The sequence below is a fragment of the Bradyrhizobium sp. USDA 3311 genome (assembly GCF_054062495.1).
This window is the reverse complement of sequence record NZ_JBSSFI010000001.1, coordinates 640550-661155: the sequence shown is the minus strand read 5'-3', so window position 1 is coordinate 661155 and position 20606 is coordinate 640550. Positions and strand designations below refer to the sequence as shown.

29 protein-coding genes, 1 tRNA gene and 4 pseudogenes are annotated in these 20606 nt (G+C 60.7%); 12 read left to right on the top strand and 22 right to left on the bottom strand.

Annotated elements, in window-relative coordinates; genetic code table 11:
• Window positions 1-375 precede the first annotated feature (375 nt).
• The 4 genes and pseudogenes from ACVWW6_RS03170 to ACVWW6_RS03155 form a co-directional block, all read right to left on the bottom strand.
• Window positions 376-585, bottom strand: a complete 210-nt coding sequence (locus ACVWW6_RS03170) for a hypothetical protein (protein WP_456680112.1) — start codon at window positions 583-585, stop codon at window positions 376-378.
• A 48-nt stretch (window positions 586-633) separates the two neighbouring features.
• A complete protein-coding gene (locus ACVWW6_RS03165; protein ID WP_456683116.1) occupies window positions 634-846 on the bottom strand; it encodes a HEPN/Toprim-associated domain-containing protein in 213 nt (70 codons plus the stop codon).
• A 186-nt stretch (window positions 847-1032) separates the two neighbouring features.
• Window positions 1033-1704, bottom strand: a complete 672-nt coding sequence (locus tag ACVWW6_RS03160; RefSeq protein WP_161533211.1) for a mobile mystery protein B — start codon at window positions 1702-1704, stop codon at window positions 1033-1035.
• A pseudogene (locus ACVWW6_RS03155) lies at window positions 1704-1949 on the bottom strand (DNA polymerase/3'-5' exonuclease PolX); the annotation flags it as partial. The gene ACVWW6_RS03160 and the pseudogene ACVWW6_RS03155, both read right to left, overlap by 1 nt.
• A 108-nt stretch (window positions 1950-2057) precedes the next feature.
• Here ACVWW6_RS03155 and ACVWW6_RS03150 point away from each other — a divergent pair.
• From ACVWW6_RS03150 to ACVWW6_RS03140, 3 genes and pseudogenes are all read left to right on the top strand, one after another.
• The gene (locus ACVWW6_RS03150; protein WP_161533212.1) at window positions 2058-2501 is read left to right on the top strand and encodes a YybH family protein; all 444 of its coding nucleotides are present in this window, start codon (window positions 2058-2060) and stop codon (window positions 2499-2501) included.
• A 16-nt stretch (window positions 2502-2517) separates the two neighbouring features.
• Window positions 2518-2713 (top strand): annotated as a pseudogene (locus ACVWW6_RS03145) (hypothetical protein).
• Window positions 2714-2728: 15 nt separating this feature from the next.
• Window positions 2729-3145, top strand: a complete 417-nt coding sequence (locus ACVWW6_RS03140; RefSeq protein ID WP_011087993.1) for a hypothetical protein — start codon at window positions 2729-2731, stop codon at window positions 3143-3145.
• 224 nt (window positions 3146-3369) lie between these two features.
• On the opposite strand, the gene ACVWW6_RS03135 is transcribed toward ACVWW6_RS03140, so the two are convergent.
• The 9 genes and pseudogenes from ACVWW6_RS03135 to groES form a co-directional block, all read right to left on the bottom strand.
• Complete coding sequence (locus tag ACVWW6_RS03135) at window positions 3370-3834, bottom strand: hypothetical protein (protein ID WP_011087992.1); 465 nt, start codon at window positions 3832-3834, stop codon at window positions 3370-3372.
• 62 nt (window positions 3835-3896) lie between these two features.
• Window positions 3897-5012, bottom strand: coding sequence for a trypsin-like peptidase domain-containing protein (locus tag ACVWW6_RS03130; protein ID WP_011087991.1), 1116 nt, complete (start codon window positions 5010-5012; stop codon window positions 3897-3899).
• A 72-nt stretch (window positions 5013-5084) separates the two neighbouring features.
• Entirely contained in the window at window positions 5085-5585 is a 501-nt protein-coding gene (locus tag ACVWW6_RS03125; RefSeq protein WP_011087990.1) for an Hsp20/alpha crystallin family protein, read from the bottom strand.
• An 84-nt stretch (window positions 5586-5669) separates the two neighbouring features.
• On the bottom strand, window positions 5670-6131 hold the full coding sequence (gene hspB / locus ACVWW6_RS03120) for a small heat shock protein HspB (RefSeq protein WP_456680111.1): 462 nt from the start codon (window positions 6129-6131) through the stop codon (window positions 5670-5672).
• Between the two features lie 525 nt (window positions 6132-6656).
• A pseudogene (gene rpoH, locus ACVWW6_RS03115) lies at window positions 6657-7582 on the bottom strand (RNA polymerase sigma factor RpoH).
• A gap of 166 nt (window positions 7583-7748) precedes the next feature.
• On the bottom strand, window positions 7749-8207 hold the full coding sequence (gene hspA, locus ACVWW6_RS03110) for a small heat shock protein HspA (RefSeq protein WP_011087986.1): 459 nt from the start codon (window positions 8205-8207) through the stop codon (window positions 7749-7751).
• A gap of 592 nt (window positions 8208-8799) precedes the next feature.
• Window positions 8800-9147 carry a hypothetical protein gene (locus tag ACVWW6_RS03105; protein ID WP_456680110.1) on the bottom strand — a complete coding sequence of 116 codons (348 nt, stop codon included), beginning with the start codon at window positions 9145-9147 and terminating at the stop codon, window positions 8800-8802.
• A 202-nt stretch (window positions 9148-9349) separates the two neighbouring features.
• A complete protein-coding gene (groL, locus tag ACVWW6_RS03100) occupies window positions 9350-10972 on the bottom strand; it encodes a chaperonin GroEL (RefSeq protein ID WP_161533219.1) in 1623 nt (540 codons plus the stop codon).
• 48 nt (window positions 10973-11020) lie between these two features.
• Entirely contained in the window at window positions 11021-11335 is a 315-nt protein-coding gene (groES, locus tag ACVWW6_RS03095) for a co-chaperone GroES (protein WP_028171493.1), read from the bottom strand.
• Window positions 11336-11600: 265 nt separating this feature from the next.
• Between groES and ACVWW6_RS03090 the strand changes: the two genes are divergently transcribed.
• A complete protein-coding gene (locus ACVWW6_RS03090; protein WP_212320327.1) occupies window positions 11601-11804 on the top strand; it encodes a hypothetical protein in 204 nt (67 codons plus the stop codon).
• Window positions 11805-11907: 103 nt separating this feature from the next.
• Here ACVWW6_RS03090 and ACVWW6_RS03085 read toward each other — a convergent pair whose 3' ends face one another.
• The 4 genes from ACVWW6_RS03085 to hspE form a co-directional block, all read right to left on the bottom strand.
• Complete coding sequence (locus ACVWW6_RS03085) at window positions 11908-12195, bottom strand: hypothetical protein (protein ID WP_202633240.1); 288 nt, start codon at window positions 12193-12195, stop codon at window positions 11908-11910.
• On the bottom strand, window positions 12173-12889 hold the full coding sequence (locus ACVWW6_RS03080; protein WP_456680109.1) for an ETC complex I subunit: 717 nt from the start codon (window positions 12887-12889) through the stop codon (window positions 12173-12175). The genes ACVWW6_RS03085 and ACVWW6_RS03080 overlap by 23 nt, the downstream gene beginning before the upstream one ends.
• 52 nt (window positions 12890-12941) lie before the next feature.
• Window positions 12942-13433, bottom strand: coding sequence for an Hsp20/alpha crystallin family protein (locus ACVWW6_RS03075; RefSeq protein ID WP_456680108.1), 492 nt, complete (start codon window positions 13431-13433; stop codon window positions 12942-12944).
• A 93-nt stretch (window positions 13434-13526) separates the two neighbouring features.
• Entirely contained in the window at window positions 13527-13982 is a 456-nt protein-coding gene (hspE, locus tag ACVWW6_RS03070) for a small heat shock protein HspE (RefSeq protein ID WP_456680107.1), read from the bottom strand.
• A gap of 481 nt (window positions 13983-14463) precedes the next feature.
• On the opposite strand from hspE, the gene hspD reads away from it, so the two are divergent.
• The 4 genes and pseudogenes from hspD to ACVWW6_RS03050 all read left to right on the top strand — a co-directional run.
• Entirely contained in the window at window positions 14464-14919 is a 456-nt protein-coding gene (gene hspD, locus ACVWW6_RS03065; RefSeq protein ID WP_456680106.1) for a small heat shock protein HspD, read from the top strand.
• A gap of 67 nt (window positions 14920-14986) precedes the next feature.
• A complete protein-coding gene (locus ACVWW6_RS03060; protein ID WP_456680105.1) occupies window positions 14987-15316 on the top strand; it encodes a hypothetical protein in 330 nt (109 codons plus the stop codon).
• A 10-nt stretch (window positions 15317-15326) separates the two neighbouring features.
• Window positions 15327-15548: a hypothetical protein gene (locus ACVWW6_RS03055; protein ID WP_456680104.1), complete on the top strand. Its 222-nt coding sequence runs from the start codon at window positions 15327-15329 to the stop codon at window positions 15546-15548.
• A gap of 85 nt (window positions 15549-15633) precedes the next feature.
• Window positions 15634-16132, top strand: a pseudogene (locus ACVWW6_RS03050) (glycosyltransferase); the annotation flags it as partial.
• A 193-nt stretch (window positions 16133-16325) separates the two neighbouring features.
• Here the strand turns inward: ACVWW6_RS03050 and ACVWW6_RS03045 are convergent.
• Window positions 16326-16517, bottom strand: coding sequence for a hypothetical protein (locus ACVWW6_RS03045; RefSeq protein ID WP_212320337.1), 192 nt, complete (start codon window positions 16515-16517; stop codon window positions 16326-16328).
• A 102-nt stretch (window positions 16518-16619) separates the two neighbouring features.
• Here ACVWW6_RS03045 and ACVWW6_RS03040 point away from each other — a divergent pair, with 102 nt between their 5' ends.
• Together ACVWW6_RS03040 and ACVWW6_RS03035 are read left to right on the top strand one after the other, a co-directional pair.
• Entirely contained in the window at window positions 16620-16982 is a 363-nt protein-coding gene (locus ACVWW6_RS03040) for a PRC-barrel domain-containing protein (protein ID WP_456680103.1), read from the top strand.
• 321 nt (window positions 16983-17303) lie between these two features.
• A complete protein-coding gene (locus tag ACVWW6_RS03035; RefSeq protein WP_333937948.1) occupies window positions 17304-17438 on the top strand; it encodes a hypothetical protein in 135 nt (44 codons plus the stop codon).
• A gap of 48 nt (window positions 17439-17486) precedes the next feature.
• Here the strand turns inward: ACVWW6_RS03035 and ACVWW6_RS03030 are convergent, their stop codons facing one another.
• The 4 genes from ACVWW6_RS03030 to ACVWW6_RS03015 form a co-directional block, all read right to left on the bottom strand.
• Window positions 17487-17720, bottom strand: coding sequence for a hypothetical protein (locus ACVWW6_RS03030; protein WP_161533221.1), 234 nt, complete (start codon window positions 17718-17720; stop codon window positions 17487-17489).
• 92 nt (window positions 17721-17812) lie between these two features.
• Window positions 17813-17995 carry a hypothetical protein gene (locus ACVWW6_RS03025; protein WP_097669664.1) on the bottom strand — a complete coding sequence of 61 codons (183 nt, stop codon included), beginning with the start codon at window positions 17993-17995 and terminating at the stop codon, window positions 17813-17815.
• Window positions 17996-18397: 402 nt separating this feature from the next.
• The gene (locus tag ACVWW6_RS03020; protein WP_246740478.1) at window positions 18398-18784 is read right to left on the bottom strand and encodes a hypothetical protein; all 387 of its coding nucleotides are present in this window, start codon (window positions 18782-18784) and stop codon (window positions 18398-18400) included.
• A gap of 238 nt (window positions 18785-19022) precedes the next feature.
• Window positions 19023-19098 (bottom strand) — tRNA-Ile (locus ACVWW6_RS03015).
• Window positions 19099-20270: 1172 nt separating this feature from the next.
• Here ACVWW6_RS03015 and ACVWW6_RS03010 point away from each other — a divergent pair.
• Both ACVWW6_RS03010 and ACVWW6_RS03005 read left to right on the top strand, forming a co-directional pair.
• Window positions 20271-20417, top strand: a complete 147-nt coding sequence (locus ACVWW6_RS03010; RefSeq protein WP_246740479.1) for a hypothetical protein — start codon at window positions 20271-20273, stop codon at window positions 20415-20417.
• Window positions 20414-20542 carry a hypothetical protein gene (locus ACVWW6_RS03005; RefSeq protein WP_256380416.1) on the top strand — a complete coding sequence of 43 codons (129 nt, stop codon included), beginning with the start codon at window positions 20414-20416 and terminating at the stop codon, window positions 20540-20542. Before ACVWW6_RS03010 ends, ACVWW6_RS03005 begins: the two co-directional genes overlap by 4 nt.
• Window positions 20543-20606 lie beyond the last annotated feature (64 nt).

Here is a 20606-nt window from a genome sequence, read left to right as displayed (position 1 = left end):
GCCGCTCGTTCAAGATCAACTGGAGTGTTTGGGCAATCGGCTTGCGTTGCCGATAACATTCTCGGAAAATGAAGACGCCGCTCAACCCGATAAGGGGAGCGGCGCTTATAGCATTCCTTGTGGTCCAGCGCTCCCTGCCAAGTACCGATATCTTTTTTGTAGTTGCTCCAAACGACCTGTGCTGCCGGATATCCAACGAGGTTTAGATCCAAGTAGCATTCAATCGCGTCGGCTCGCCCATTGATATCACAAGCGGTAATGCCCTCCGGCCCGCGTGCCGGGAAGCTCCGAAATTCGTCTAAATCGGGAAGTCGCATCGCGTGCATATTGCTCGAGAGCCTCAATTCCTGAAGTTTGCGATAGGCGTCGACCCCTTCAGCATTCATTGTCGAGCAGAAACAGCACCTTATTCTGTATGTCGATACGGAGTAGGCCTTCCGCGAATTTCACCAAATTGCCTGTGCCCCAAAAATGGTGCCGCTCCTCTACATCAATAAATCGGAAGAAATCAGCGACGTCCGGCCGCAAGATTTCGAGAGCGCGACTGACGATGCGCGCATCCGATGCGCCTTCGGTGGCAACCAAAATTGATTGGGTTCGCCTCGCTCCAGATTGGAATTCCTCCCTGGCGGCCTAGCCCGCGTTCACCAGCGGCCCAAATTGCCAAATAACCTCAACTTCGGCATTTGCTGGATTTGTGCCAAAAACTTGCAGCATCGCCGGCGCGCTCAGGATGCACAATTTATCCGACAGATAGCTGGCTTCCGACCAATATGAATTGAAACTGCCGCCCCAGGGGAGACGCCCAATATCATCCTGGTCGTTCGCGAGCCGACCTTGAGCGATTGCCGCGCGCTCGGGTGTGTCGAAGTCAATATAATCAGATGCGAGGGTCGAGAGGGGATTTCCTTGACCGCTGACCTGGACGGCAAGGCGATTACCTTCGAGTCATTCTGGCACAAATCCGGCTATGAGCTCTTTGTTGCGATGCGGGACTTTGCCGAGGCTTTGCCAGAATGAAGGGCGATCGGGTTATGATTGGGCGAAAGCGATGAGCGGCCCGAGATCATGATTGTCGGCCGCCTGGAGCGCTGCGATATAAGTCGCACGGGCGGCGCCAGCCGTTTGCAAGTCTGCGCTGCCCCACGTGAAGCGTTGGCCGCCAAGCTGCACGATCAACACATCGGCAGCCAATCGTGACCAGCGGCCGTTGCCGTTTGGAAACGGATGTACGGATACCAGGCGGTGATGGAAGCGAGCGGCAAGCTCGTCCGGTGGATAGGTGTTGTTCTCGACCCAATACCTTGCATCGTCGAGCACCTGATGCAACGAAACTTCGATTAGATGCGGCGCGACGCCGAGGTTGCGCTCCGTCGTTCGAAATTTTCCAGCCCAGCGCCAGACGCGTTCAAACATGCGCCGATGCAAGCTTTTGAGAAAACTTTCCCGCGTCGCAACCTTCCGTCGGCCGAATGCCCAGCGGTTTGCCGTCGCGATATTCTGCTGCTCAAGTTCGTTCAGTTCGCTGCGCAAAGTGATGTGGGTCGGGATGAGATCCTCCGGGCCGGCATGGGCATCGCCTTCAACACCATGGCCCTCTACCAGCACGATCCGATCCTGAGGCGGCTTGCTGAAGTGGTGGCCGCGATCGGCGGCGACCGCGACCACGGTGCACCCAAGCGAGAGCGCGTGCGCCTGCTGCATCAGGCCGCCCGGGCGAGCGAGCGCCGCTTCTGCCGAAGGTAGCGCGTGAGGTCCGAGAGAGGCATCGCGTTCAAGACCCTGGCGGCGGGGACACCGCCCTTGCGGGCCATCTCGACGCCCCAGTGCATGTGGTCGAGCTCCGGGATCGAGTGCGCGTCCGGATTGATGCTGAGCATGCAGCCGAAGTCGAGGGCGGCCTGGTGCCAGCGCCAATCCAGATCGAGGCGCCACGGATGGGCGTTGATGCTGCACCGCAGCGGTCTCGACGATTGCCGACCATCCGTATTTGATGTCAAATTGATCCTTGTTCTGGGTCGAGCTTTTTTGATGTCCATTTTCAGGGAGGAATTGCGATGCTGCGGGCCTGCTTCTCATGCCTCTTCGTTGCGATCGTTTCGCTGTCAGCAATGGCCGCTGACGGTGATCCGAAGCAGAAGGTCGAAGCGATCGCTTCGGAATATGCTGCAAGCTTCAACAAGCAGGACGGTGCGGGAATTGCCGCCCTGTTCGCGGCGGGCGGGATCCACGTCAATCCGGCCGGTCCGCGTTCCGACATCGCGGAATTCTACCAAGGCGCGTTCAAGGCTGGGTTCGACCACGAGGAGATCACGGTCGACCAGGCATGGCCGCTGGGGTCGGACATGGCGCTTGCCATAGGGGCGTACCGCCTCGCAGGCAAAAATCAGAACGGCGCGCCCATCGAGACGGGAGGTATCTGGACGGCGACCTACGTGACCGAGGGCGGCAAGCTCAAGATTCGTTTGCTGTCGGCGATGCCCAAGCCGCCGCCTCCTTGAAGTAGGAGGTCGCCTAATGTTCGACGCGCCTACCACAGCACTCTTGCGTGCGGTCCTCGATGAAGTCTGCAAGAGCATCTCGGGGTGCGAGATCGGGATGCGCGCGCACCTCGCTTCGAAGATTTTGGAAGCCGCAACGAAGGGCGAAATCTCCCACGAACGATTGAGGCGAGCCGGGCGCAAAGCCCTGGGCGCCAACCATATGGCGCTGAGCGCAGGGGGCGGGGATGAATTTTCAGGTCACGGTCCTGAAAATCCTGGTGAGCTATCCGGACGGCTTCGCCGTCATGGCCGACCTCAAGCGCGACATGGCGATTCTGGCGACCAGCGGACGTGACTGGGCCGAACGCACCAAGCGGCTGGCTGCGCGCGTGCCCGAGCTGGACATCTTCTCGCAAGGTCTCGTCGAGAGGCTCGACGGCGGCTGGCGTATCACCGAGAAAGGCCGCGCCGTTCTCGAGATCATGGAGGCGCGGCCGGTTGCCGTGCCGGCTACCGAGCAGCCTCCCATCCGGGCGACCGATGCCTCGACGCCTGCGGCGACACCGGCGGCATCCCCCGTCGCGACGGGCCGACGCAAGCGGGACCAGAAGCGGCGTCGACGCGATCTGGTCGCAGCGCGGGCAAGGGCCAAGGCTTCGTAACGGAGCCCATCTCAGGCCAGCGTAAGAAGGCGTCGTCCGTCACCGATTTGCCGTCAGCTTCCCGCAACGCCCTCCCGGGCGACGGCCTCCACCTCGCCCAGATTGGCATGGCCGTTCGCGGCCCGCAGGAGCGCTTGGACAACGTATTTGCGGGTTTCTTGATCGACGCCGCGGGGAGCTTCCGGCAAATGGTCTCCAGCGCCTCAAACCGTAGGAGCAACAGCTTATTCCAGCTCAATTTGCGTTTGAACGGACCTGACGACCCGTTCGAAGGCAGCTTTAGCCAGCCGATCATCAGTGAGCCATTCCATTGTCCAATTCGGTCGACCCTCCAGTTCCCTGAACGTGGCGACTTCGTAAGCACCTCCGGTGCGCGACAGTGACGCCCCGAGCGTTGGGTGGTCACGCACCAAGGACCAAACCCTTGCTTCGATGTCGCGTCGGCTCGCCCTAACCGGATGCAGTTCGTACTTAGCCTGCAGGTCACTGGCAATCTGGTCGAGGCGCGCATAACAGGCCACGGATACCTTGTTGTCCTTTCCGGCGATCCCAAAGCCCCAATTTGCATCGGGGCGCGGCGTAGGACCAAATATGAAAAGATCCTCCAACTCGCCGCACTCTTCGTGCTTGCGAGCGGCCGCCAGCATCATCTGGCGCAGTTCTTCTTCACTCTTGCGATCCTTGACCACCTACATCTCCCCCGAGTACTCATGCCGTACTGCTTTGAAAACCCGTCGCCGCGCCATTCTTATCATTGATCGGCCGTGCGTCTCACGGGCACAGCTTTTGCTGGACCCACCTCGACGCTCGCGCTGCGAGCAGCGCCATTGCGTTCGAACCGAAGCTCGACGCGGCTACCGACTGGGGTAAGGCCAATCAAATTGCGAAGCTGGGACGCGCTCCGGATCGGCGTGCCATCGACAGCCTTCACGATGTCGCCCTTTTGCAGCCCCGCTTGCTCCGCCGGCGAACCACTGGCAATCTCCGCGATCAGCGCCCCTTGATAGCTCTCCTTGGCCGCAAGATCGACTCCAAGATCGCGGATGGATATGCCGATCTGGCCGCGACGAACTTCGCCGTATTGAACAAGCTGCTCCATGACGCGGCGGGCCATGTTGATCGGCACAGCGAATCCGATTCCGACGTTACCGCCGCCCGGAGAAATGATCGCCGTATTGATCCCGACAAGTTGTCCCCTCAGGTTAATCAGGGCGCCGCCCGAATTTCCGGGATTAATGGATGCGTCGGTCTGGATGAAGTCCTCATACCCTTGCTTGCCAAGGCCGGTTCGGCCGAGGGCGCTGACAATTCCCGAAGTTACGGTCTGACCCAAGCCGAAGGGGTTCCCGATCGCGATCACGAAATCACCGACCTCGATCCGATCGCTGTCACCCAACGGGATGGCCTTGAGGTTACCTCTTAGTCCTTGCAGTTGAAGAACGGCAACGTCGGTTGCAGGGTCACGCCCAACCAATTTTGCGTCGAACTTTCGTCCGTCTTTGGTCGTGACTTGGGCCTTAGAGATCTGCGCAACGACGTGATTGGCGGTGAGTACATAGCCGCGTTCGGCGTCGACGATTACGCCCGAGCCGGTTGCCTGGACTTCCTTTTCAAGCTGCTTGGGAAGATCAAAAAACTCTCGAAAGACGGGATCGCGGTAGAGCGGATTGTCCTCCTTGACCCGGGCGTGCACCGAAATGTTGACGACCGAAGGGGTGGTTTCCCTTACCACAGGCGCAAGGGTCGGGATTTGGCCGCCCCTGATGTCCGGAACCTGTGCGAGCACGGGCGACCACGCGATAGAGGCGCAAAGGAGCAAGACTGCGGCGAACCGTCGATCCTTTATTACTGATGAGTTCTTCGACATGGTGAGTAAACGAGTTTTGTAGAGGGGGAATTCCAACGTCCCGACGATCGCACGCCCGGACGTTGGAAAGTGTCAGCCATTGCGATTGATCGCGATGCGGCGGACATTTTTGGCTTCGGCAGATTTCGGCACGGTTATGGTCAGGACGCCGTTCTTGAACGCGGCCGAGACTTTGTCCTCGTCGATGCCCTCCAGCGGGATACGCCGTTCGAATCGGCCGTAGTATCGTTCGCTGAAACGACGTGCCTTGTCTTCCGATTCGGATTTTTTCTCGCCGGAGATCGAAAGGACTCCATTCGCGATTTCGAGACTGACGTCCTTCTCCTCCAGGCCGGGCAGCTCAGCGGTGATGCGCACCTCCTTGTCCGTTTCATCGATGTCGATCTGGGGCCAGCCGAGCCCGCTCAGTCCCCGGCTCGATCCGAACGGCGCAAGATCAAAGCCGCGGAATACCTCGTCGAACATCCGGTTCATCTCGCGATGCAATGTAAGAAACGGATTCACATCGGCTCCGCGGTGAATGCCGACCTCGCGTCCGCCGTTATTCCACGGAATGAGGTCCTTGATACCCATGGTGTGTTCTCCTCAATTCAGGCGACTTCCGCCGCGAATCGCCGCGGAAGTCTGTTCTTCGCTGATGTGCGCGTTGCGTGGCGGTCAGGCCGCCTTGCCGTCGATCTGCCGGACGTTCGAAGCGGACGAACCGCTGATCGAAATCCGGCGCGGCTTCATGGCCTCGGGGATCTCGCGCACCAGTTCGATCTGCAGCAAGCCGTTGTCGAACGAGGCTCCCTTGACCTGGACATAGTCCGCCAGATTGAACTGCCGCTTAAAGGGCCGAGACGAAATTCCCTGGTACAGGAACTCGCGCTGCTGTTTTTCCGACTTCCGGCCTTCGACCGTCAACACGCTTTGTTCTGCGGTGATCGCGATTTCATCGGCCGAGAAGCCCGCCACCGCCAGCGAAATCTGGTAGCGGTCTTCGCTCAGTCGCTCGACGTTGCATGGGGGATAGTTATCCTCCGTGCCGGCCTGTTGCGCGGCGTCCACAAGATCTAACAGACGGTCAAAGCCGATGGTCGACCGCCAAAGGGGAGCGAAATCGTAGGTGGTCCTCATAGCCAAATCCTCCACTGAGCAAGATGGGTACGAGCAGGCGTCGGACACCTCCGGCGCCCGTCTCCGCCGGGCCCTCGAAGGGCGCCCGGACCGCTTGTCGCGGCACGCTAAAAATTAGAAAAAGCCGATTCGATTTCAAGTGGGCGATCAACGATTTTCAGCGACCGGGGAATCCGCCGATATGGTTTTGCTCGCGGTCGCCCGGATTCTCGCGAAGAGCGATCACTTTCCGGCTCACCAAGTCATAACTACCGCGTGTCTGGCTTTCGACGTCCGCGAATTGGAGAGGATACGGGATCCGCCTCTCATGCTGCGCCCGCAATCCCACCTGTTGTCAAGACAAGTCGGTGTTGGCGATGCCGGCTCCCTCCACCGTCAACGCCGGCGAGCCGCACAACCTGTCTCGAACATCGCGGCCTGCAAGGCGACAACGACTGCTCCAGTCGCTGCGGCTGTGTTTGCCATCACGAGAAGAATGACCAACGGAGTAAACATGGCGATCAGTCCAGTGATCTTTTTGCGGGCTTAGGCCCAAGCCACCCCCTGCTTCATTTCTTTCGCGCGGGAAGACGGCGGGCCATTGGCCTCATGTCGACTTGTCAGCATCGTAGCCTTTACCTTTTGAAACGCTCGCTCCTCGATCTGGCGAACCCGTTCGCGGGATACTCCATATTCCGCGGCAAGTTCTTCAAGGGTCGTCGACTCCTCGTTCAGCCAGCGCGCGGTGAAGATGTTGCGTTCGCGAGCGTTGAGGTTGGCGAGGGCGTTAGCGAGGGCCAGACGACGCTGCTTGGCCTCCTGCTCCTCGGCCAACGTGATTTCACAAGTCGGCGCGGGATCGACAAGCCAATCCAACGTTTGTCCGCCCTCATCCTCGTCGTGGATCGGTACATTCAAGGAAGCGTCTCCACGCAGGCGGCGGTCCATGGCGACAACGTCTCGTTCAGCCACCTTGAGGCGCTCAGCAATTAGCCCGACCTGCTCCGGACGCAAATCGCCGTCCTGTAGCGCAGAGATCGCGCTTTTGGCCCTCCGCAGTTTGAAGAAAAGCTTTTTCTGGCTGGCGCTCGCGGCGATCTTGACCAGCGACCAGGACCGCAGGATGTACTCCTGGATGGAGGCCCTGATCCACCACATCGCATAGGTGGCAAGGCGAACGCCCCGATCCGGATCAAACCGCCTCACAGCCTGCATCAAGCCAATGTTTCCTTCCGAGACAATTTCCGCGTCGGGAGGCCGTAACCGCGATAGCGCATCGCTATCTTGGCGACGAGCCTGAGATGACTGGTCACCAGGTGGTACGCTGCGTCGCGATCCCGGTGCTCGCGCCAGCGCCTTGCGTAGGCGAGCTCCTGCTCGGGCTTGAGCAAGGGAAACTTACGGATCTCGACGAGATATTTCGACAGCCCAGCGTCGACAGACGGGGCAGGTAGAGCGGCATTGTTAAACATCTTGCAAACCCCCATTAGAGCTAAGGAATTGGACTCGTTTCATCGGGCCTCAATCGACCGGCTCGATCTCGCTTGATCGAGGGGCACGCGCACGGACACGCCGGCACAGGTGCGGCGGCCGGTAAGCGGCTCGGCCTTGTGGTGAGCCCGTCGAACAACCAAGCCGTCAGGCCGCTTCGCGCTCGATCTGCTGGACGTCGGATGCGGCCAGATTGTCAATCGGGATCCGGCGAGGCTTCATGGCGTCCGGAATCTCGCGAACCAACTCGATCTGCAGCAGGCCGTTGTCGAACCGTGCTCCCTCGACCCGGACGTGGGCAGCCAGACCGAACTGCCGCTTGAAAGGTCGCGACGAGATGCCTCGATAGACGAAGTCCCGCCGTCCTTTTTCGCCCTTGCGACCTTCGATGGTGAGCACGCTCTGTTCGGCCGTCACGGTGATTTCATCGGGGGAGAAACCGGCCAAAGCCAGCGAAATCCGATACCGGTCGTCAGACAGGCGTTCTACATTGCAGGGTGGGTAGTTGGCTTCGCCGGCGGTGTGCCGGGCCGCGTCGACCAGATCGAACACGCGGTCGAAGCCGATAGTTGATCGCCACAGGGGGCTGATGTTGTAAGTCCTCATAGCCAAATCCTCCAAGGAGCAAGATGGGTACGAGCAGGCGTCGGACACCTCCGGCGCCCGTCTCCGCCGGGCCCCTAGGGCGCCCGGACCGCTTGTCGCGGCGAGCAGAAAACTAGCAAATCGCCTTTTGGTTTCAAGTAGAGAGCGGAGAATTTTTGTCCGAAAACTAACCCAATGTTACCGAGCCACGGAGCACGTCTTCAAAATTAGGCAAAGCCATCGAGGGGTCTTCAGGGGCCTTACCAGACGCCCCTGCGTCGGTAAGCGATGCGGCAATATCGTACTGAGTTCGATCGTCAGGCGTGTAAACGCTGCAATTCCGCTTCGGCCAGTTCGACCAACCGGGTGAGCCTTTGGCGATGTTCTGCAGCGAGATCCTGTGCTTTGAGAAATCGCCGCAATGCTCGATTGCTCTGCGTTGGCTTTCAACCACGAAGGATCGGACCCTGGCGGCCCGCTCAAATACGAGCGTCTCAGGCGGAAACCGGACGCTGGTCAGTACGTCCGACATGATCGAATAGCGAGGGGGGAGCCGGCCGGGGGATGCGATCAGCGCAATCGGTCGAGATCGCATCCCGGTGAGTGAATGAAACTAGCCGATCGCTGGTCTCTCCCTATTGCGGTCTTCCGGCATAAGCTTGATTCCCGATGGGTCCAGGATCGGTGAAAGGAGCATGTCGACCTTCAACGTGTTCACGCCGGCGCCCCACGTCAACCAGGGCATCGAATCCAGATACGGGATCGGCGGCAGCGCGATCGTCCCGAAAACCTGCCCCGACTCCGGCTTGCTGCGCGGGCCATCCACCTCCCAAGCCGCCAGCGACGGCAGGACCAGGACCGCTGTCATCGAGGCCGTGAGAATCCCGCGGACCACGCGCTGTCCGAAGGCTTGTTTGCGGTTCTCCGCATGAGCGGAGACAATGGTTTGATCTCTGATCATCTCATCCTCCAATCGGTCGAAAACTGATCCAGGCGATCGTGAGAAGGCTGAGGGCGAACATGAGCCAATGCATTACAGTCGCCCCGCTCTTGCGCGATCGAGATTGCATGCGTGTGCTCATCTGGGTCTCCTTGTGCTTTGCGTTCCTTTCTCTTTTGGTTAGTGGTTGAGCCCGGCCGGTGGCGGCCGGGCTCGATCTTGGCTAGAAGTCCATCGGCGGCGCTGCGGGCGCCGGCTCGGACTTCTTCGGCTTCTCGGCGATCAGCGCTTCCGTCGTGATCAGCAGCGCGGCGACGGAAGCCGCATCCTGCAACGCGGTGCGAACGACCTTGGCGGGATCGATCACGCCTGCCTTCGCCAGGTCCTGGTATTCGCCGCTGGCGGCATTGAAGCCCCAATTGTAGCTGGAGTTCTCCAGCAGCTTACCGACCACCAGCGAGCCGTCTTCGCCGGCGTTCTGCACAATCTGCCGCGCCGGCACCTGGATCGCGCGGCGCACGATGTCGACGCCGGCCTTCTGGTCGGCATTCACGGTCTTGATGGCATCGAGCGCCTTCAGGCCGCGCAGCAGCGCGACGCCGCCGCCGGGCAGGATGCCTTCCTCGACTGCCGCCCTGGTCGCGTGCATCGCGTCATCGACGCGATCCTTGCGTTCCTTGACCTCGACTTCGGTCGCGCCACCAACGCGGATCACCGCGACGCCGCCGGCGAGCTTCGCAAGCCGCTCCTGCAACTTCTCGCGATCGTAGTCGGAGGTAGTCTCCTCGATCTGCATCTTGATCTGGGTGACGCGGGCCTCGATGTCCTTCTTGGACCCCGCACCGTTGACGATGGTCGTGTTCTCCTTGTCGATGACGACCTTCTTGGCGCGGCCGAGCATCTTGAGCGTGACGTTCTCGAGCTTGATGCCGAGATCCTCCGAGATCGCCTGGCCACCCGTCAGGATCGCGATGTCCTCCAGCATGGCCTTGCGACGATCGCCGAAGCCGGGCGCCTTCACGGCCGCGACCTTCAACCCGCCGCGCAGCCGGTTGACGACGAGGGTCGCGAGCGCTTCACCTTCGACATCCTCGGCAACGACGAGCAGCGGCTTGCCGGACTGCACGACGGCTTCGAGCAGCGGCAGCATGGACTGCAGGGTCGACAGCTTCTTCTCATGGATCAGGATGTAGGGGTCTTCGAACTCGACCCGCATCTTCTCGGCATTGGTGACGAAGTAGGGTGACACATAGCCGCGATCGAACTGCATGCCTTCGACCACCTCGAGCTCGGTATCGAGGCTCTTGGCTTCCTCTACGGTGATGACCCCGTCGTTACCGACCTTCTGCATGGCGTCGGCAAGAAAGCGACCGATCTCGATATCGCCATTGGCCGAGATGGTCGCGATCTGGGCGATCTCCTCGTTGGTGGTGACTTTCTTGGCGTGCGCCTTCAAATCATTGACGATGGCTTCGACGGCCAGATCGATGCCGCGCTTGAGGTCCATCGGGTTCATGCCGGCGGCGACGGACTTCGCGCCTTCCTTGACGATGGCCTGGGCCAGCACGGTCGCGGTGGTGGTCCCGTCGCCCGCGAGGTCACTCGTCTTGGAGGCGACCTCCCGCACCATCTGCGCGCCCATGTTCTCGAACTTGTCCTCCAATTCGATCTCCTTGGCGACGGTCACGCCATCCTTGGTGATGCGCGGCGCACCGAAGGATTTCTCGATCACGACATTCCGCCCCTTGGGGCCGAGCGTGACCTTGACCGCATTCGCCAGCGTATCCACTCCCCGCAGCACCCGGTCACGGGCGTCTGTGGAGAATTTCACCTCCTTGGCAGCCATGTTCGTTGCTCCTCTCTCCTCAATGACTGTCGGCTTCGCAAGTTGTGCTCAGGCGGCCTTCTTGACCGAGCCGGTCTTGTCGACCACGCCCAGAAGATCGCTCTCCTTCATGATCAAGTAGTCCTGGCCGTCGATCTTCACTTCGGTACCCGACCATTTGCCGAACAAAACGCGGTCTCCCGGCTTGACATCGATCGGGATCAACTGGCCTTGCTCGTTTCTGCCACCGGAGCCCGCGGCGATGATCTCGCCTTCCTGCGGCTTCTCCTTTGCGGTGTCGGGAATGATGATGCCGCCGGCGGTCTTTTCCTCGGCATCAATGCGGCGCACAAGCACGCGGTCGTGCAGTGGGCGGAAATGCATGCACATCCTCCATGTCAGTTCAGCGATGTCCAAAAACCGGGTCCGGGCAACCGGCCCCCGGGCGAAAACGACCTAGGATCCGAAAAACGGCCGTTCAAGAGGTCTTTGAAAAATTTTTGTCACTCCGGCCGTCCGACTGCCAACCGCGGTCTTGAACGGCGAATTTGGCGCGACCAGTTGATCTTCCATTCACCGCCCTCCCTCCGTAGCTGACCGCGGATTGAGGTCGTCTGCGCAATGTTGGACTCCGCCAAGAACGACGACCATGGACGACTATCGCGACCTGGTGATTGCTGGTCTGGCGGTGCTGTGTGCGGGTCTCATGTTGGTCGCCGGCCTCCTGTTCATTCTGGGTTCGTCCGACGGGTCAAAACCGGCGGAGATCGAGCCGCCAAGCCCGCAGGTCGCTGCATCGAGTCCTTTGGAGATGGCGCCGGCGAAGCACGATTCGATCGCCAATTTCAGATGAAGGCAAACTGAGGCGCGGTGCCCGAAGCCCCGGCGAGATGAAAGCGCGCCATTGTTGCCGATCCTGCGGCTTGAAGATCAAAGGCCAATTTCAGATGCCTGGGTCATCGTCGCTTCTTTACCTGCTTTCGCTTGGCCTTCAACACGTCCGCTTGAGTGCGATAGGCCTTTGCCAAGTTCAAAAGGTTTGCATCAGCGGTCACTCTCGCCTTTCGCTCGGCTTTGTCGGCCTGCTTGCGCAAGAATTTGGTTGCCTTTGCCATGGCATCAACCTCTGACTTATTCTTCAACATCCATGATCGCGCTACCTCTGTTTCGGAAAGATAGGCGAGGCGCCTCGCCGTGAGCGGGCCGACCACCTGCGCGAAGTCAGCTTGCCTTTCTGTCGACATGCTCGAAGGATGCTGCCGTAATCTGCGGCTCCTCGAGATCGAGTAGCGCGTCGATCACTTCCTGGAGATGGGAAGGCGTCGCCAGCAAGTTACCTTTCGAGTGCTCCGTCTCAATCTTAGAGGCATGAAGAGCCCAGCGCCGCAGGATGTCGCGCTTTCGCGCCGGCGACAGATTGCTGTCCAGCAGCACCTGTTGCGGATCTGCGTAGCTCTCGGCAGGTTCAGCCCCAGGCCCGGACCCGTGGCGGATCACCTCCGGCCCAAGGGTCCGCTCAATCCATTCCAGCCGTCGGCGCCGCTGCTGGCTGGCGGCTAGGCCCTCAACCTCGGGATTGTCCGAAACCAGGCGCGGCTTCGCCCCCTGCGCTGGCAAGCCCTGCACTGAGTATTGCAGACCTTGGCGGCGCGCATATGCGATGGCGGCTGCGACGGACGGGAACGAAAGTTTGACCTGCGAGAGGGGATCGTCGTCGCCGGTCCAACCCATCAGCGGTTCGATGTACGGGGCCGAGCGGCGCTCGAAACGCAGCGTCCAGCGCTGTGCGCGAGCCCGTCCCGAAGTCATCGGCGAGGGGGCAGCCTTGTAGATCACGGCCTGCGCATCCGCCGGAAATACCGAGTTCGTCACCGGCGTCTCTGAAACGGGCCGACGCGTCGTAAAGTCCGAATGTGTCGATAAAGGCGCGATGTTCATGAACGCCTCCTTCGAACCAGGCGGGCGGGGGCGGCCCCCCGTCCGCTTCGTCTTACTTTCCGTTGATGGCGATCCTTTTCACCTTCCGCTGTTCCGTAGGTGACTTCGGCAGCGTGACGGTGAGGACCCCGTTCTTGAACGACGCGGCGACGTTATCCTGGTCGACGTCGTCGACGGGAATACGCCGCTCGAAACGTCCATAGTGGCGCTCGCTGAAGCGACGCTCCTTGTCTTCCGTTTCGCTCTTCTTCTCGCCGCTGATCGTCAGCACGCCGTCGGCAAGTTCGACCTCGACGTCTTTCTGCTCGATGCCGGGAAGCTCGGCGATAACCTTCACTTCCTTGTCGGTCTCGTTGAGCTCGACGCTGGGCCACCCCATCGTCGCCGGCGGGGCGAACCGGCCGATATCGACGCCGCGGAATACGTCGTCGAAGAGCCGATTCATCTCGCGATGCAGCGAAAGAAACGGGTTGTCGCCCTCGGTGCGTCGCGCAGGTACATTGCGGGAGCCGTTGTTCCATGGAATGAGTTCGCGTAGTGCCATTGTGGTCCTCCTTTCTTGGGTTTGGTCGTCAATCGACCAGCAGTCCGCAGCGCGAACCGAGCCGCGCAGCGGCTCGCTGGGCAGCAGCCGGTGTCAGGCCGCCTGTGTCCGATCGCTCTTCTGGTGGTCGTTGCCGGCAACGTCGATCGTGATTTGACGCGGCTTCAGCGCCTCCGGCACTTCCCGCGCCAGGGCAATCCTGAGCAGCAGGCCGTCTTCGAACGTCGCGTCCTTGACCTGGACGTAGTCGGCCAGGTTGAATACGCGCCGGAAGGGCCGGACGGGGATTCCCCGATACAGGTAGTCGCGTTCATCCTCGTTGGCCTTGCGGCCTTCGACCGTGAGCGTCGAGCGCTCTGCGGTGATCGCCACGTCGGCCAGGGTGAAGCCGACCAGCGCCAGCGAAATCCGGTACTGGTCCTCGCTGATGCGTTCGATATCATACGGCGGGAAAGTGTCGCCGTCGTCTACCGTATCGTTCACCAGGTCTAAGAGGCGGTCGAACCCGATGGTCGAGCGCCAGAAGGGTGATAGATCGTAGGTTCTCATAACCACATCCTCCGCTGAGCAATATGGATAGGAGCAACATCGGAGTATCTCCCCGATGGCCTCTGCCGGACCCGAAGAGGCATCCGGCGCCACGCTCCCGCGTGGCTGCACAAAAACTAGGATGGGGCGATTTCGTTTCAAGGGGAGTGTAGGACGCGAAAAGCGACCGGCCGACGGACCGGTCGTGCCACATGAAGAAACCTGGAAAGTCGAATGTCGCCGCTTCGGCCGACGACGGGCAAAGTCTCGGGCCTCATGTCGCCGACGCCCTGGTGGCGCAGCGGAAGCCCGTTAACCAGACGGCCCAGGCTGGCTGAAAATTTTCCGGGCCTCCCTTGAAACCAAATTCGGTTTCTCTAATTTTCGAGTCGCCGCCGCAGGGCGGCTCTCCGGGCGCCTGACGGGCTCGGCGAATCCAGAGACGGGCACCGGTCGTGTCCGGTGCCGCTCGTAACCATTTTGCTCCGTGGAGGATCTGGCTATGCGCAGTTACGACTTCTCACCGCTCTGGCGTTCGACCATCGGTTTCGACCGCCTTTTCGACCTCGCTGAATCCGCCCAGCGCGCGACCGAGGACAATTACCCGCCCTACAACATCGAACGGCTCGGCGACGATCGCTACCAGATTTCGCTCGCGGTGGCCGGCTTCTCTCCCGACGAAATCTCGGTGACGGCCGAGCAGAACGTCGTGACGATCGAGGGCAACAAGACGGACAAGACTGAACGCGAATTTATGTACCGCGGCATCTCGACCCGCGCGTTCAAGCGCCAGTTCAACCTGGCCGACTACGTTCAGGTCAAGAACGCGTCCTTCGACAACGGTCTGCTCAAGATCGAACTCATCCGGGAGATTCCCGAGGCCATGAAGCCGCGACGGATCGCCATCAATGGAGCGACGCCGGACAACCTGCACAAGCTCGAATCCAGGGCGGCTTGAACCAGTACGTATTGCGGCGGCCCGGTCTACGGGTCGTCCATCCACTCGTCTTCGAAGGGAGGAAAACATGCGGCCGACGACCGCCACCGACAACGTCTTCGACTTCCAAGCGCTCCTGCACCCCGGCACCGTCTTCGAGCATCCCAAGGACGTGGTTAGGCATCCGTCGCTTTCGCTGGCCGAGAAGCGGGCGATCCTCGCCTCCTGGGCTTCCGACGCTTCGGCGATTGCGTCAGGTCCGGGGCTTCGTGCGCCCCATGGACTGAAGGCGCCTGTCAGCATCGATGCCATCCTGGATGCATTATGCGATCTGGATGGCGGCCCACGCAATCCGCGCAATCCGCCCGGCGGAAAGCCAAAGCGACGGTTTTCCACGTCGCGGGTGCTGGCGGCGTGAGGAGGATCCCATGGAAGATATCCGTCTACCCCGTTACGTAATCGACCGTCTGGAGCAGCGCTGGACGAGCCGGTTGCAACAGGATGCGAAGACCTGGAGCATCGACAGAGAGAAGCCCGTGCAGGCGCGCCACGTCCAGACCGACGGCTCGCGGGTCATCCCCGCGCTCGGGGCCACTGAACTGGCGTCGGCCTTTAACGGGTGTGACTGGCTGTACGGGAGGAATGAATGAGGATCGCGCAGATTGCGCCGCTCTTCGAGAGCGTCCCGCCACGGCTGTATGGCGGAACGGAGCGGGTCGTTTCATATTTGACCGGGCGGCCGGATTGCTTTTCCCCCATCGATTGGCCCGAGCCGTTCGGGCTGGTCATGATCGAGGCCATGGCCTGCGGAACGCCGGTGCTTGCCTTCCGCTGCGGATCGGTCCCGGAGATCGTCGAGGACGGGCTGACCGGGCGCATCGTCTCAAGCCTCGATGAGGCGGTGCAGGCCATTCCAGAGCTGTTGGCGTTGGACCGGAAAGCGATCCGGATGCGCTTCGAGGAGCGGTTCTCCTCCCGTCGCATGGCATCGGACTACGTGAAAATTTACCACTCCATTCTCCGTAGCCACGCTGCGCGGCAGACCAAGATTTCGGCCGTTGCCGCCTTATCCGCGAAGGCCGCGCGTAGTTTGGAAGGGTCGCCCGCGATAGGTCGGCTGGATGCGCTTGAACAGGTCATCATGCGACCCGAAGAAGGTCGTCGGAAGGGCGCAGCGGGGGCGAAGCAAAAACGAACTTCAGGATGTGGCGCGAGCCTGGGGCTGGAGGCCTGAATTCCGTCGGCGTCCTTGTCCGGCGATCGCCATCACAGGGCGCTAAGATCCGCACTCCCCGTGGCTGGTCCTGAGGCGTGTGCGGCCTAGTGCCGTGCAAGCTCCGACGATGCCGCCCCAGCCTTGCCTCCGTTCCACCCTTTTGATCACCGGCCGATGCCCTTCAGGACCTGCTGCATCTGCCGATCTACGTTTACGCGGTAGCCGCCGCTCGGCCCGCGTCAGTGATCCGGTATTCGATATCGCCAGATGGAAGCGGCTCGGTTTCCACGAGACCCAGCTCCACCAGCCGTGCCACGATCTCATGGTCGAACATCGGCGGGCTGACCCAGGATTCGCCGAGCAGCTTCCTCAAAAATTCGCGCTCCAGCTCGGTCAGCTCCATCCTCGAACTCCGCTCATCCAGAACAAGGCCGCCAAGGCTTCAGCCAGGAACGGAACCATCGTCCTCCCGTTGACTCCAGAAGACAACATCCGGGAGGTCAAAATGACCATGGAAGATCGCGAGACGTTCAGCCTGATTGGAAGCGACAAGGTCGAGGGCACGAACGTGTACGGGGCCGACGGCGAAAAGGTCGGCTACATCGAGCGCGTCATGATCAACAAGGTCAGCGGCAAGGTGTCGTACGCGGTGCTCAGCTTCGGCGGTCTGCTCGGCATCGGCGACGATCACTATCCGCTGCCCTGGCAGGCGCTGAAATACGACACCAACCTCGCGGGCTACGTCAGCGGCATCACCCAGGACCAGCTCCGCGGCGCCCCCAAATATGCCGACGAGAGCAGTTGGAATTGGAGCGACCCCGCCACCACGCGCTCCGTGAACGCTTACTACGGCGTGCCGGTGGCTTGAGGCGGGCGGGCCAACGCGCCCGCCGTCACGCCAGACGACCCGCATGGGCTGTCGAGGAGACTTGAAGAGTGAGTAACGCCGTTCGTGTCCTGGTCGTGGAGGATGAAGTGCTGATCTGCAGCTTCATCGAGGACGCCTTGTCGGACGGCGGCTTCGAGGCCTGCTCGGTCCATTCGGGGAGAGGCGGCCCTGTCGACCTTTCGCGACGGCCACGAAGGGTGTCAGGCGCTGCTGACGGACGTCAACCTGGGTGGGGGCATCAGCGGATGGGATCTGGCGCGGCAGGTTAGGGAGATCGCGCCTGGCTTTCCCGTGGTCTACATGACGAGCGCCAGCGCGCCGGACTGGAAATCGCAGGGCGTCGATGGCAGCCTTCTGATCGAGAAGCCCTTTGCGCCGGCGCAATTGGCTGCCGCCGTCTCGCAGCTACTCGATACCGGGACCGGGTCGGGTTGAACCGGATCGCTGGGAGGCTGCGATCCTTCGGCGCGGATCAGCGGATCGTCAGCGTGGCGGCGATGGCTTGGCCCTGCACTCGGCAGCGGCGCGAGCCGCCGCGACCGCCATCCAGTCCCGCAGCAGGCCTCTGTCCTCTCTCGAAAAGGACGCGCGCCGCTTGAGATCGTCCAGAGTCTCGCCGGGATGGCATCGCTCGTAATCCTCGCGGATCAGCGACTCGAGGTAGGTCGGGTCCCGTCCGCTGATCGAATCGAGATGCTGGCGCGAGTTGGTTCTCATGGTTGCTCCTGGACGGGGAGCATCTACGAGATGTGGCCGACGGCCAAGCGCTGCTCAAGCTTATAGGCGCGCCGCCCGACGACCAGGGCAGATCAGGCTGACCACTTATCTTCTTCGCGCCGAGCTTCGTCGTCGTTAAGGCGCTCGGCCACGTCGGCGGCGAGATCTGGATCCTCAGTATTTGCGATCGGCTTGCCGTCCTGCTTTTTGATTTTTTTGCCTTCTGCAGTCACCGGAAAATCAGCGGGGTTCAATGGTTTCTTGGAAGTGGACATGACGTCTTCCTCCTGCCAGCAGGATAGCACGACTTCAGAAAACCCGCAGATTTTAGTAACTCGTTGTTCCGGGCACTTCTCAGGGTGGATACTCGACTTCGGTTTTTTTCCATCGTTTGTCCGCTTCCACGGTCCGGCCCGCCCCGCTGCCTCTCAGCGGTTCCGATGCCGGCGCGGAATCCCGAGCACCGTACTGCTACGGTCGCTGCGATTCACTCCGCCTTAACCTAACCGGCGTCGGGTTGCGTGCTGAATCGCTTCGAGCTTGGAGAGCATCGGCATGCTCAAGGACGGCACCTACTCAGCCTGGTTCAAGACGCCCAGGGGCGAGGGGACCGGCATCGTTCACTTCGAGAACGGCAAGATCTCCGGAGGCGACAGCATCATCACGTACGGCGGCACCTACGAAACCGTTGGAGATCGCTTTACGGCGACCGTCACCACGAAGCGACACACCGCAGGCCATGCGACGGTGTTCGGCATCGATGACTTGGAGCTGAAGCTCGATGGCGTCGTGAAGGGCGCGACAGCGAAGTGCACCGGCACGGCCGCAGCGGCGCCGGGGCTGACCTTCGAGGCGACGCTCATTCCCTGGCGACAGCTCCGGCTGACATTCCGAAGAAGTACGCGCTCATCGACCGGCCACTCGCCGACAAGCAGCGGGACGGCGGTTGGAGAGGGCAGAAAGGCCTCGTCGACAAGTATCACCGCTTGTTCGCCGACCACGCGGGCGCTGCGCTGGCGGGGGATGGAAGAGACGACGTTGAAGTCATCGATCTCCGGATGCAATACATCAAAAGAAGCACCGGTTAGCAGCAGGTGTCAGGGCAAACCCTTGGCTACGACGTTGGGTGAAAAAGACCCCCTCGCTTTTTCTGGCGGTCAAAAATCAGCGAAAAAAACAGGCGAAATTCATCAGTCGTATCAGTGGGATCTGAGATCGAGTCGTTTTCAAAACGAAATCGAGTCGTTCTTAAAGCGGAAATCGAGTCGTTTTCAAAGTGTCCGCATACAGCAGCGTTCTGAATGGTGGGCCCGGCAGGACTCGAACCTGCAACCAGACCGTTATGAGCGGCCGGCTCTAACCATTGAGCTACAGGCCCCGCTGCGGGCGACCGCTGAAAGGTGGTCGGCAACGGTGCGCGGCTCGTCTACAGGATGGCCGGCAATCCGGCAATGCCAAATTGGTCCGATTGAGCCGCGCCTTCGGGAGCCCTTCCGAGCCGCCGATCGACGGGGCACCAATCTATCAGGAGCGCCCGGATACAAGGACTCTGTGCGACGAAGACGGTCACGTCAGCTTGGGTGAGACGTTGCAGCAGCAAGTAGTACGAACCTGGCTCGATCATCCATCGATCGCAATTAGCGCATTTGCCGTCTTGGCTATGCAATCTTCTCGATCCAGGGCTGGTGCAGCTCTACGAACGCCGAACCCAGATTTTTGACGACGAAGATCGAATGAAAGTGACGATGGAATTTCTTGAGAAAGAGAACCGCTCGCTGAAAGACCTTGTGGTCCAACTTTCCCATCATTTTCCTCGACTAAACACTCCGGCGAATGGTGGATTTGCTCGGTTAGGCTGCGATGCTCGGCTTGGCAAGAACGGTGATGATCCAGCGTGTGGGGTTGCTGGGGGACTTAACTTCCATGACCGACCGGACCAACCCCGTGACGAGCGATCCCTCTAAACTCAACGTTGTTTTTTGCCCGCGATGTTGGTCATAGCGGCAGCGCCTCGCCACCTTTGGATTAGTCGTCTCGACTGTTTGCATGCGGGTATTACCTCATAGTCACTCAACAGAACTCGACGCCGATCAGGAGACCTTTTTGCCATGAAACCTTGCAACGCCTACCCTGGTCCGCGCGAAAGAGTTTAAGTTGAAACACGGGCCTAACGAACGTTAGATCCTCGACCCTGATTGTCGCGCCGCCTTTGGAGATGTCCAACACCGAACATCTCCTCGCCGCGAAAGCCCCGTCGATTGCCATCCACGCTTCTTGATTGGTCCTTCTGCGGGGAGAACGAGGTTTTCTTCCGAATATTGTCATTAGCCCAAACTCCATGCTTGGGAACGGGCGAGGGAAGGGATAGTTGCAGGTCCAAACAATTCGACCTTGTTGGTCGAGGCTGCCGAAACTGCGCGTTCTAAAATTCGCATCCCATCCAACAGCGCATAGAATGCCAGAGAGCGTATCGGAACCTGTCGTGCTCCCGGAACGATTGCCATTACTCGGGGTTCACGCAGCGCAGCATTCAGGGGCAAGGAGATATTCATGGAGAAGCTGTTACTGCTGTCCGCGGCTTCCGCGCTGATCTCGACGGGCGCAATGGCCCAGTCGACGGTCACCACGACCACGGGCGCCGGCCATGCCGCCCTGCAAATCGAGCCGGAATACGCACCAAGATCCGTACCGACGTGACCGAGCACAAGATCCGCCCGGTCGAGATGCGCGAGAAGATCGTCGTCCGCCAGCCAGTGCCGCGCAACGTCGAGCTCGAGGCGGTCGCTGCCGACTGGAGTCCCTCTCTCACGAAATATCGCTAGTTTTCTGCGATCACGACGGATTCGCTGTGCGGCCGGCGCAGATTCTGGCCTCACCGACCTATTG

Bases quoted from the DNA above. Each gene is read 5' to 3' on its own strand.
- ACVWW6_RS03160 (WP_161533211.1), bottom strand. From the start codon at position 1,704: ATGCAGCAGGCGCACGCGCTCTCGCTTGGGTGCACCGTGGTCGCGGTC.
- ACVWW6_RS03150 (WP_161533212.1), top strand. From the start codon at position 2,058: ATGCTGCGGGCCTGCTTCTCATGCCTCTTCGTTGCGATCGTTTCGCTG.
- ACVWW6_RS03140 (WP_011087993.1), top strand. From the start codon at position 2,729: ATGAATTTTCAGGTCACGGTCCTGAAAATCCTGGTGAGCTATCCGGAC.
- ACVWW6_RS03130 (WP_011087991.1), bottom strand. From the start codon at position 5,012: ATGTCGAAGAACTCATCAGTAATAAAGGATCGACGGTTCGCCGCAGTC.
- ACVWW6_RS03125 (WP_011087990.1), bottom strand. From the start codon at position 5,585: ATGGGTATCAAGGACCTCATTCCGTGGAATAACGGCGGACGCGAGGTC.
- hspB (WP_456680111.1), bottom strand. From the start codon at position 6,131: ATGAGGACCACCTACGATTTCGCTCCCCTTTGGCGGTCGACCATCGGC.
- hspA (WP_011087986.1), bottom strand. From the start codon at position 8,207: ATGAGGACTTACAACATCAGCCCCCTGTGGCGATCAACTATCGGCTTC.
- ACVWW6_RS03105 (WP_456680110.1), bottom strand. From the start codon at position 9,147: ATGATCAGAGATCAAACCATTGTCTCCGCTCATGCGGAGAACCGCAAA.
- groL (WP_161533219.1), bottom strand. From the start codon at position 10,972: ATGGCTGCCAAGGAGGTGAAATTCTCCACAGACGCCCGTGACCGGGTG.
- groES (WP_028171493.1), bottom strand. From the start codon at position 11,335: ATGCATTTCCGCCCACTGCACGACCGCGTGCTTGTGCGCCGCATTGAT.
- ACVWW6_RS03090 (WP_212320327.1), top strand. From the start codon at position 11,601: ATGGACGACTATCGCGACCTGGTGATTGCTGGTCTGGCGGTGCTGTGT.
- ACVWW6_RS03085 (WP_202633240.1), bottom strand. From the start codon at position 12,195: ATGTCGACAGAAAGGCAAGCTGACTTCGCGCAGGTGGTCGGCCCGCTC.
- ACVWW6_RS03080 (WP_456680109.1), bottom strand. From the start codon at position 12,889: ATGAACATCGCGCCTTTATCGACACATTCGGACTTTACGACGCGTCGG.
- ACVWW6_RS03075 (WP_456680108.1), bottom strand. From the start codon at position 13,433: ATGGCACTACGCGAACTCATTCCATGGAACAACGGCTCCCGCAATGTA.
- hspE (WP_456680107.1), bottom strand. From the start codon at position 13,982: ATGAGAACCTACGATCTATCACCCTTCTGGCGCTCGACCATCGGGTTC.
- hspD (WP_456680106.1), top strand. From the start codon at position 14,464: ATGCGCAGTTACGACTTCTCACCGCTCTGGCGTTCGACCATCGGTTTC.
- ACVWW6_RS03060 (WP_456680105.1), top strand. From the start codon at position 14,987: ATGCGGCCGACGACCGCCACCGACAACGTCTTCGACTTCCAAGCGCTC.
- ACVWW6_RS03055 (WP_456680104.1), top strand. From the start codon at position 15,327: ATGGAAGATATCCGTCTACCCCGTTACGTAATCGACCGTCTGGAGCAG.
- ACVWW6_RS03045 (WP_212320337.1), bottom strand. From the start codon at position 16,517: ATGGAGCTGACCGAGCTGGAGCGCGAATTTTTGAGGAAGCTGCTCGGC.
- ACVWW6_RS03040 (WP_456680103.1), top strand. From the start codon at position 16,620: ATGACCATGGAAGATCGCGAGACGTTCAGCCTGATTGGAAGCGACAAG.
- ACVWW6_RS03035 (WP_333937948.1), top strand. From the start codon at position 17,304: ATGACGAGCGCCAGCGCGCCGGACTGGAAATCGCAGGGCGTCGATGGC.
- ACVWW6_RS03030 (WP_161533221.1), bottom strand. From the start codon at position 17,720: ATGAGAACCAACTCGCGCCAGCATCTCGATTCGATCAGCGGACGGGAC.
- ACVWW6_RS03025 (WP_097669664.1), bottom strand. From the start codon at position 17,995: ATGTCCACTTCCAAGAAACCATTGAACCCCGCTGATTTTCCGGTGACT.
- ACVWW6_RS03010 (WP_246740479.1), top strand. From the start codon at position 20,271: ATGGAGAAGCTGTTACTGCTGTCCGCGGCTTCCGCGCTGATCTCGACG.